The following is an 8,999-nucleotide window of genomic DNA, read 5'->3' on the forward strand; positions in this document are numbered from 1 at the left end:
ACCGCCCCCCTACCCCCTCCGCCTGGGAAGATCGCCCCCATCTAGCCGCCGCCCGGAGGGCGTTGCGTGTAGGGGTTGGATAAGAGTTGAGCCGGGTTCGCTCATGTCTGTTGACGCCGGGGAGCGGGAGTGTCACACTTGAGTCCGTTGCACTCAAGTCAGCTGGAGGAATCAACCATGGCACGTGCGGTCGGCATCGACCTGGGCACGACTAACTCCGTCGTGAGCGTTCTGGAGGGCGGCGAGCCCACCGTCATCACCAACGCCGAGGGTGCCCGGACCACGCCGTCCGTCGTCGCCTTCGCGAAGAACGGTGAGGTGCTCGTCGGCGAGGTCGCCAAGCGCCAGGCGGTCACGAACGTGGACCGGACCATCCGCTCCGTGAAGCGCCACATGGGCACGGACTGGAAGATCGAGCTCGACGGCAAGAGCTTCAACCCGCAGCAGATGAGCGCCTTCATCCTGCAGAAGCTGAAGCGCGACGCCGAGGCGTACCTGGGCGAGAAGGTGACCGACGCGGTCATCACCGTCCCGGCGTACTTCAACGACTCCGAGCGTCAGGCGACGAAGGAGGCCGGCGAGATCGCGGGCCTGAACGTCCTGCGCATCGTCAACGAGCCGACCGCCGCCGCCCTGGCGTACGGCCTCGACAAGGACGACCAGACCATCCTCGTCTTCGACCTCGGTGGCGGCACCTTCGACGTGTCCCTCCTGGAGATCGGCGACGGCGTCGTCGAGGTGAAGGCCACCAACGGTGACAACCACCTCGGTGGTGACGACTGGGACCAGCGCGTCGTCGACTACCTGGTCCAGCAGTTCAAGTCCGGTCACGGCGTGGACCTCGCCAAGGACAAGATGGCCCTCCAGCGCCTCCGCGAGGCCGCCGAGAAGGCCAAGATCGAGCTGTCCTCGTCCTCCGAGACCTCGATCAACCTGCCGTACATCACGGCGTCCGCCGAGGGCCCGCTGCACCTGGACGAGAAGCTCACCCGCGCCCAGTTCCAGCAGCTGACCGCGGACCTCCTGGAGCGCTGCAAGACCCCGTTCTTCAACGTCATGAAGGACGCCGGCGTCTCCATCAACGAGATCGACCACGTCGTCCTCGTCGGTGGCTCCACCCGTATGCCCGCCGTGGCCGAGCTCGTCAAGGAGCTGACCGGTGGCAAGGACGCCAACAAGGGCGTGAACCCGGACGAGGTCGTCGCCATCGGCGCCGCGCTCCAGGCCGGTGTCCTCAAGGGTGAGGTCAAGGACGTCCTGCTCCTCGACGTGACCCCGCTGTCCCTCGGTATCGAGACCAAGGGCGGCATCATGACCAAGCTCATCGAGCGCAACACCACGATCCCGACCAAGCGGTCCGAGATCTTCACGACGGCCGAGGACAACCAGCCGTCCGTGCAGATCCAGGTCTACCAGGGCGAGCGCGAGATCGCGGCGTACAACAAGAAGCTCGGCATGTTCGAGCTGACCGGTCTGCCCCCGGCGCCCCGCGGCGTCCCGCAGATCGAGGTCGCCTTCGACATCGACGCCAACGGCATCATGCACGTGACCGCGAAGGACCTGGGCACGGGCAAGGAGCAGAAGATGACCGTCACCGGCGGCTCCTCGCTGCCGCGCGACGAGGTCGACCGCATGCGCCAGGAGGCCGAGCAGTACGCGGAGGAGGACCACCGCCGCCGCGAGGCCGCCGAGACCCGCAACCAGGGCGAGCAGCTCGTCTACCAGACCGAGAAGTTCCTCAAGGACAACGAGGACAAGGTCCCGGGCGAGATCAAGACCGAGGTCGAGGGTGCCATCGCCGAGCTGAAGGAGAAGCTCAAGGGCGAGGACAGCGCCGAGATCCGCACGGCCACCGAGAAGGTCGCGGCCGTCTCGCAGAAGCTCGGCCAGGCCATGTACGCCGACGCCCAGTCCGCCCAGGCCGCCGGTGGTGCCGCCGCCGGTGACGCCAAGGCCGACGACGACGTCGTGGACGCCGAGATCGTCGACGACGAGCGCAAGGACGGTGCCGCGTGACGGAGGAGACCCCGGGCTTCGAGGAGAAGCCCGACGTCCCCTCCGGCGCCACCCCCGACGACGCCGAGCCGAAGGCCGCCCCCGCGGAAGGGGCGGCCCCGGCCGGGGACGCAGCAGCGGACGTGGCCCTGGTGGCCCAGCTGGACCAGACGCGCACGGCGCTCGGCGAGCGCACGGCCGACCTCCAGCGTCTCCAGGCCGAGTTCCAGAACTACCGCCGCCGTGTCGAGCGCGACCGGGTCGCGGTCAAGGAGATCGCCATCGCGAACCTCCTGACCGAGCTCCTGCCCGTGCTGGACGACATCGGCCGCGCGCGGGAGCACGGCGAGCTGGTCGGCGGCTTCAAGTCGGTGGCCGAGTCGCTGGAGACCGTGGCGGCCAAGATGGGCCTGATGCAGTTCGGCAAGGAGGGCGAGCCCTTCGACCCGACCGTGCACGAGGCCCTGATGCACTCCTACGCGCCGGACGTCACCGAGACGACCTGCGTGGCGATCCTCCAGCCCGGGTATCGCATCGGCGAGCGCACCATCCGCCCCGCGCGGGTGGCCGTGGCCGAGCCGCAGCCCGGCGCGCAGACCGTCAAGGCGGAGGACGCCGAGGAGAGCGCGGCGGACGACAAGGAGAACGGTGGCCCGGAGGAGGGCTGACGTAATCACGAAGGACAGGAAGGAGGGACGTCGGGGATGAGCACCAAGGACTTCATCGAGAAGGACTTCTACAAGGTCCTCGGCGTCCCCAAGGACGCCACCGAGGCCGAGATCAAGAAGGCGTACCGGAAGCTCGCCCGCGAGAACCACCCGGACGCCAACAAGGGCAACGCCAAGGCCGAGGAGCGCTTCAAGGAGATCTCCGAGGCGAACGACGTCCTCGGCGACCCCAAGAAGCGCAAGGAGTACGACGAGGCCCGCGCCCTGTTCGGAGGCGGCGGTTTCCGTCCGGGTCCGGGCGGCGGCGGCCAGTTCAACTTCGACCTCGGCGACCTCTTCGGAGGCGGCGCCCAGGGCGGCGGGGCCGGCCAGGGCGGCTTCGGCGGCGGCATCGGGGATGTCTTCGGCGGCCTGTTCAACCGGGGCGGCGGCGGTGCGGGCACGACCCGTACGCAGCCGCGCCGGGGCCAGGACGTCGACACCGAGGTGACCCTCAGTTTCACCGAGGCCATCGAGGGGGCGACGGTCCCGCTGCGGATGACGTCCCAGCAGCCCTGCAAGGCGTGTTCGGGCACCGGCGACAAGAACGGCACGCCGCGTGTGTGCCCGACCTGTGTCGGCACCGGACAGGTCGCGCGGGGCTCGGGCGGCGGCTTCTCGCTCACCGACCCGTGCCCGGACTGCAAGGGCCGCGGCCTGATCGCGGAACACCCCTGCCTGGAGTGCCACGGCAGCGGGCGGGCCCGTTCCTCGCGCACCATGCAGGTCCGCATCCCGGCGGGCGTCACCGACGGGCAGCGCATCCGCCTGCGCGGCAAGGGCGCGCCCGGCGAGCGCGGCGGTCCGGCCGGTGACCTGTACGTCACCGTGCACGTCGGCGACCACCCGGTCTTCGGCCGCAAGGGCGACAACCTCACGGTCACCGTCCCGGTGACGTTCGCGGAGGCCGCCCTCGGCGGCGAGGTGCGGGTGCCGACGCTCGGCGGTCCCGCCGTCACGCTGAAGCTGCCGCCGGGCACGCCCAACGGCCGCACCATGCGGGCGCGGGGCAAGGGCGCGGCGCGCAAGGACGGCACCCACGGCGATCTGCTGATCACCGTCGAGGTGAGTGTCCCCAAGGACCTCTCGGGGAAGGCTCGTGACGCGCTGGAGGCGTATCGCGAGGCGACCGCGGACGAGGACCCGCGGGCGGAGCTGTTCGAGGCCGCGAAGGGAGACTGAGCCCCAATGGACACACCCGGCCGTCGCCGCAACCCCTATGAACTGACCGAGGACTCCCCGGTCTACGTCATCTCGGTGGCGGCGCAGCTCTCCGGTCTCCATCCGCAGACCCTGCGTCAGTACGACCGCCTCGGTCTGGTCTCCCCGGACCGCACGGCGGGCCGTGGCCGGCGCTACTCGGCCCGTGACATCGAACTGCTCCGCCAGGTGCAGCAGTTGTCGCAGGACGAGGGCATCAACCTGGCCGGTATCAAGCGCATCATCGAACTGGAGAACCAGGTCGCCGCGCTCCAGTCCCGCGTCGCGGAGCTGGAGTCGGCCCTGGACGGCGCGGCGGCCACGATGCGCCAGCGCGAGGCCGCCGTCCACGCCTCCTACCGACGCGACCTGGTGCCGTACCAGGAGGTGCAGCAGAGCAGCGCGTTGGTGGTGTGGCGGCCCAAGCGGCAGCAGTCCACCGACTGACAACCGTGCTCGAAGGGGCCGGAGGGATTCACTCCCTCCGGCCCCTTCGGCGTATCCGGGTATCCGGGCATCCACGTACCCACGTGCCTCAACTGCCAACAGAGGAAGGTAAGTTGGGGGCATTAAGCGACATCGCGCGGCATCTGGCCGAGTTCGTTCGGTCAGGAGTGCGGAACTGGTGGAGCGTGTGGGGCCGGGGGTCCGAAATTGGTGAAGAGGCGGTGACCAGGGTTTACAGGGAGTGGCATCAGGGTTCGCGATCTCTTCACGTTCTCAACGCAGAGTGATGTTGCCATCTCGTTAAGTTGTATTGCTTGACGCCGGGTAGCGCCTCCAAGTTGTCTTTTCAGACACCCGGGGCGGAAGCATCACCTCCGTGGCCCCCTCCTCTTGAACGCACCTGAAGTGAGCCCTCGCATGCGTCGTATCGCCATATCCGTGGCCGTATCCACGATGTCCCTCTCGCTCGCCGGCTGCGGCGTGCTGAACGCGGCGGGGGACGGCGCGAGCGCCAGCCCGACGATGGGTGACAACGTCACCGTCGGACTGCTGCTGCCGGAGAAGGCGAACACCCGCTACGACAAGTTCGACTACCCCATCATCGACAAGAAGGTGGCCGAACTGACCAAGAAGAAGGGCAAGGTCAAGTACGCCAACGCGGACGCGGACGCCGCCAAGCAGGCCGAGCAGATGCAGCAGATGATCGACGACAAGGTCAACATCATCCTGCTCGACGCGGTCGACTCGCACGGCATCGCCCCGCAGGTCAAGAAGGCCAAGGACGCGGGCATCCCGGTCATCGCCTACGACCGTCTGGCCGAGGGCCCGATCGACGCGTACATCTCCTTCGACAACGAGCTGGTCGGCGAGGTGCAGGGCCGTTCGCTGCTGGAGGCCCTGGGCCCGACCGCCGGTCTCTCCGACAAGATCGTCATGGTGAACGGCTCGCCCACCGACCCCAACGCCAAGCAGTTCAAGGAGGGCGCGCTCTCCGAGCTGAACGGCAAGGTGACGATCGCGGACACCTCCGACACCAAGGAGTGGAAGCCCGAGGTCGCCGAGGCCCACATGACCGAGGTGATCAACAAGATCGGCCGCAGCGGCATCGCGGCCGTCTACGCCGCCAACGACGGCATGGCGGGCGGTGTCATCAAGGCCCTCAAGGCCGCGGGCGCCACGAAGATGCCCCCCATCACCGGCCAGGACGCCGAACTCGACGCCGTGCAGCGCATCCTGATCGGCGAGCAGTACATGAGCGTCTACAAGTCCTACCCGGACGAGGCCGAGGCCGCCGCGCAGATGGCCGTCGCCAAGGTCCAGGGCAAGGACATCCAGTTCGACGCCCTGACCCAGGACCACGTGGACAGCCCCACCAACAAGGACATCCCGTCCCAGCTGGTCCAGGTGAGCGCGCTGACCAAGCGCAACATCAAGGACACCGTCGTCGCCGACGGCATCTACTCGGTCGACGAGATCTGCACCACCGGCTACAAGTCCGCCTGCGCCGCCGCCGGCCTCCGCTAGTCCCGGTCCACCCGAGCCCCCTCGAACGCCGTGCCGAGCAAGCCGGTTGGCGCCCCCGCCGGCTCCGTCGGTCCCGCTTCCGGGGGCCCGGGCGATTCCGGGGCATACCCGTACTCCGCGCTTCCGGGGGCGCGGAGAGCCGTGTTGCGGACCCGCACGGGTCCGCGCATAGTTGCGCTGCGGAAGTGGCAGCAACCGGGGGTGGAATGGTCGATGGCCGGGCACGCGACGGAGGAGCATCCCCACGGCGCCGACCGGCTGTGCGGGCCGGGGGACCGCGTGTACTCGCTCGCCCTGAGCCGGGGCCGGGTGCCGCGCGCCGAGGCCGGACCGGTCCCCTGTCTGCTGGACCTGGCCCTGCTGCACCCCGACCCGGACGACATGGACTGGCTGGTGCCCACCTCCCCGCAGGAGGTCATGTCCCGGCTGCTGCGCGAGCTGTACGACGACGTCACCGAGAGCAGGCGCCGGGTGGGCTCGGCGGTCACCGCCTTCGACCGGTACGCCGGACTCGGCCGTGAACCGGCCGGTGGTGCCACGCCCGCCGAGGGCACCGCGATCCGGGTCCTGGACGGACTCTCCCGCATCCAGGCCGCGATGGACGCGGCGACCGAGGCGTGCACCACGGAGGTGCTCACCGTGCAGCCCGGCGGCATCCGGCGCGAGGCCGAGCTGACCGAGGGACTGCACCGGGCACTGGAACTGCGCGGCCGGGGCGTCCGGATGCGGGACCTCTACACGCACGTCGCCCGGCACGGGCAGGGGCTCCTGACCTACCTGGAGCTGATGGGCGACGCGGTCGAGGCGCGCAGCCTGGACGAGGTGATCGACCGGCTCATCCTCTTCGACCGCACGGTGGCCTTCATCCCCGCCAACACCGACCGCACGATGGCGCTGGAGCTGCGGCACCCGGCGCTCGTGGAGTATCTGGTGACCGTCTTCGAGCGGCTGTGGCGGCTCGCGATCCCGCTGACCGCGCCGCTGCCCGACACCGGCATCGAGGGCATCTCCCACCGCGAGCGCTCGATCGCCGCGCTGCTCGCCGAGGGCCACCAGGACGCGGTGATCGCCGAGCGGCTCGGCATCAGCGTGCGCACCTGCCGTGCGCACATCGCCCGCCTCTCGGAGACCCTGGGCGCGACGAGCCGTACCCAGCTGGGCGTACGGATCGCCCAGGCGGGCCTGGAGGGGCCCCCGCGCACGGCCGCGGCCGCGGGCCTCGACCGTGAGGTGTGAGGCGGGTACGCGGGGCGTGGGGCGCGCGGGGAGCCGGTCAGTTCTCCTGGTTCAGGATGCCCGACTGGGCTATCAGGAAGCCGAGTTGGGCGCGGCTGCCGCTGCCGAGCGCCTGCGCGAGCTTGGCGATGTGGGCGCGGCAGGTACGGACGTTCATGCCGAGGCGGCGTGCGATGGCCTCGTCGACATGGCCCTCCACCAGCAGCTTGGCGATGGAGTGCTGGATCTCGGTGATGCCGTCGGGCGCGGTCTCGTAGGGGGTGCCCGCGGTCAGCGGGACCGCGCGGTTCCACATGAACTCGAAGACCTTGATGAGGTAGAGGACGAGGCCGGGGTGGCGGACCTCAAGGGCGACCTGGCGGTCGTCGCGTATCGGCACGAAGGCGACCGTCTCGTCGCAGATGATGAGCCGCTCCACCAGCTCGTCGATCGTGCGGTACTCCACCTTGCCGGCGGCGACCCGGTCGGCGTACGCCAGGCGCTCGGGGCTGTAGCGGGCCGTGTGCTGATACAGGGTGCGCATCCCCACACCACGTTCGATCAGCGGGCGGTCGCGCTCCAGCGCCTCGATGAGCCGGTGTTCGGGCCGGTGGGCGGTCGGCTGGACGGTCAGCATCTCGGTACGGCACTGACTGGTCGCCAGGTCGATGGCCGCGTTGATGCGGTCGAGCCCTTCGAGGACGGTGATGGAGTGGGTGGGAGGCGTGTCCTGGGCGGTGAGCGACATGAAGGGCTCGAAGGCCTCCGCCAGCTCTATCGAGGTGCGTCTGCGCTCGGTGATCTCCCGCTCGATGGGGTTGAGCCGCTGGGCGAGCGCGACGGACGGGGAGACCGGACGCAGCCAGTCGGCGTCGTCCAGGTCCGGGTGGAGCAGGGCGAACTCCATGAGACAGGGCGCCTTCTCGGCGTCCGCGCGCGCGATGCGGCCGGAGCGCAGTGCGGTGGCGTAGAGCCGCCTTCCCTCCTCGCACAGTTCAGTGAGCGCATGGGGATGTGTCGTATCCGCCGGATTTAGTGTCAAATCTCCACCCCCCAGGGTCCTGAACATGCAGGAACATGATGCACTGATTGTGTGGCGATGACGTGCCTGAATGAGCCATCGTCTTATCCGACGGGGGAGTGAGGGGACCTTCAAGTGAGGACGAAGCCGACTATGCGTAAGAGAATGCTTCGCTCGGTGATTGTCGCCGCCTTCTCCGCCCTGGTGGCCTTCGGGACTCTGGCTGGATACGCGGACGGCAGCCGCTCCGCGGCGGTGACGAAGACCGTGAGTGCGGACGACTCCGGCACGGTGTACACACCGAACGACAGTAGCTGGGCCTGACATGACGACGCCGCCTGACGACCGTTCCTTCCGGCGAGAGATGGCCACGGCCTACCGGTCCGGCTGGCACTTCATCGACCTGGTCACCGCCCTCCCCCACAGCGGTGACTCGTTGATGGTGACGGTGTTCGGCGAGCCGGTCGTGGTCACCCGCGACGAGGACGAGGGCGTCCGTGCCTACCGGTGTCTGCGCAAGCCGCGCGGGGCGCCGCAGCCGGTGCGGTGCGCCGTCCGGTACGGCATGATCTTCGTCAATCTGGACCAGCGCGATCACCGGCTCACCTCCCCGGAGGTCGCCGACCTGAGAACCACCTCGGCCACCCCCCGCAGTGCCTGACGCGATTCCCCCGTCGTAAAAGATCGCTCAGGCGCTTCCCCCAGCAGCGGCGTCACCGTGACCTGAACACGGTGACGCCGCTGCAGTTTCCGCCGACATTTCCCCGTATGCCCCAACCGGCCAACTGGCCGAAACTGTTCATCGCGGGGTTTCGACGGGGTGTCCGCCCGGCCCCGCCCGCCGCCTGCCGACCGCGCCGACGCGCCCGGCCTCCGGCCGCCGGGCCGCC

The 8,999-nt window shown here is 69.4% G+C and carries 9 protein-coding genes; 8 read left to right on the forward strand and 1 reads right to left on the reverse strand.

From position 1 onward, the window contains the following. Positions 1 to 177 precede the first annotated feature (177 nt). The 6 genes from dnaK (at position 178) to GTW40_RS03940 (ending at position 7,109) form a co-directional block, all read left to right on the forward strand. A complete protein-coding gene (gene dnaK, locus GTW40_RS03915) occupies positions 178 to 2,016 on the forward strand; it encodes a molecular chaperone DnaK (RefSeq protein ID WP_161178741.1) in 1,839 nt (612 codons plus the stop codon). Beyond that, the gene (grpE, locus tag GTW40_RS03920; protein WP_161178742.1) at positions 2,013 to 2,663 is read left to right on the forward strand and encodes a nucleotide exchange factor GrpE; all 651 of its coding nucleotides are present in this window, start codon (positions 2,013 to 2,015) and stop codon (positions 2,661 to 2,663) included. Before dnaK ends, grpE begins: the two co-directional genes overlap by 4 nt. 36 nt (positions 2,664 to 2,699) lie before the next feature. Beyond that, a complete protein-coding gene (gene dnaJ, locus GTW40_RS03925; protein ID WP_161178743.1) occupies positions 2,700 to 3,884 on the forward strand; it encodes a molecular chaperone DnaJ in 1,185 nt (394 codons plus the stop codon). Between the two features lie 6 nt (positions 3,885 to 3,890). After that, on the forward strand, positions 3,891 to 4,349 hold the full coding sequence (locus GTW40_RS03930) for a helix-turn-helix domain-containing protein (RefSeq protein WP_161178744.1): 459 nt from the start codon (positions 3,891 to 3,893) through the stop codon (positions 4,347 to 4,349). A 417-nt stretch (positions 4,350 to 4,766) separates the two neighbouring features. Continuing rightward, entirely contained in the window at positions 4,767 to 5,873 is a 1,107-nt protein-coding gene (locus GTW40_RS03935) for a substrate-binding domain-containing protein (RefSeq protein ID WP_161178745.1), read from the forward strand. Positions 5,874 to 6,086: 213 nt separating this feature from the next. After that, positions 6,087 to 7,109 (forward strand): helix-turn-helix transcriptional regulator, encoded by a 1,023-nt coding sequence (locus GTW40_RS03940; RefSeq protein WP_161178746.1) that lies wholly within the window; start codon positions 6,087 to 6,089, stop codon positions 7,107 to 7,109. Positions 7,110 to 7,146: 37 nt separating this feature from the next. Here GTW40_RS03940 and GTW40_RS03945 read toward each other — a convergent pair whose 3' ends face one another. Continuing rightward, positions 7,147 to 8,157, reverse strand: coding sequence for a helix-turn-helix transcriptional regulator (locus GTW40_RS03945; RefSeq protein WP_161178747.1), 1,011 nt, complete (start codon positions 8,155 to 8,157; stop codon positions 7,147 to 7,149). 105 nt (positions 8,158 to 8,262) lie between these two features. Here GTW40_RS03945 and GTW40_RS32490 point away from each other — a divergent pair, with 105 nt between their 5' ends. Together GTW40_RS32490 and GTW40_RS03950 are read left to right on the forward strand one after the other, a co-directional pair. Then, a complete protein-coding gene (locus tag GTW40_RS32490; RefSeq protein WP_202485352.1) occupies positions 8,263 to 8,433 on the forward strand; it encodes a hypothetical protein in 171 nt (56 codons plus the stop codon). A gap of 1 nt (position 8,434) precedes the next feature. Further along, positions 8,435 to 8,770 (forward strand): hypothetical protein, encoded by a 336-nt coding sequence (locus GTW40_RS03950; RefSeq protein WP_161178748.1) that lies wholly within the window; start codon positions 8,435 to 8,437, stop codon positions 8,768 to 8,770. Positions 8,771 to 8,999: the final 229 nt, after the last annotated feature.

The organism is Streptomyces sp. SID4985 (assembly GCF_009863025.1).
In the GTDB taxonomy this organism is placed as follows: Bacteria; Actinomycetota; Actinomycetes; order Streptomycetales; family Streptomycetaceae; genus Streptomyces.

Excerpts from the sequence above, each read along its gene's own strand:
- GTW40_RS03950 (WP_161178748.1), top strand. The coding sequence starts at position 8,435 with ATGACGACGCCGCCTGACGACCGTTCCTTCCGGCGAGAGATGGCCACG.
- GTW40_RS03930 (WP_161178744.1), top strand. The coding sequence starts at position 3,891 with ATGGACACACCCGGCCGTCGCCGCAACCCCTATGAACTGACCGAGGAC.
- GTW40_RS32490 (WP_202485352.1), top strand. The coding sequence starts at position 8,263 with ATGCGTAAGAGAATGCTTCGCTCGGTGATTGTCGCCGCCTTCTCCGCC.
- GTW40_RS03935 (WP_161178745.1), top strand. The coding sequence starts at position 4,767 with ATGCGTCGTATCGCCATATCCGTGGCCGTATCCACGATGTCCCTCTCG.
- dnaK (WP_161178741.1), top strand. The coding sequence starts at position 178 with ATGGCACGTGCGGTCGGCATCGACCTGGGCACGACTAACTCCGTCGTG.
- dnaJ (WP_161178743.1), top strand. The coding sequence starts at position 2,700 with ATGAGCACCAAGGACTTCATCGAGAAGGACTTCTACAAGGTCCTCGGC.
- GTW40_RS03940 (WP_161178746.1), top strand. The coding sequence starts at position 6,087 with ATGGCCGGGCACGCGACGGAGGAGCATCCCCACGGCGCCGACCGGCTG.
- GTW40_RS03945 (WP_161178747.1), bottom strand. The coding sequence starts at position 8,157 with ATGTTCAGGACCCTGGGGGGTGGAGATTTGACACTAAATCCGGCGGAT.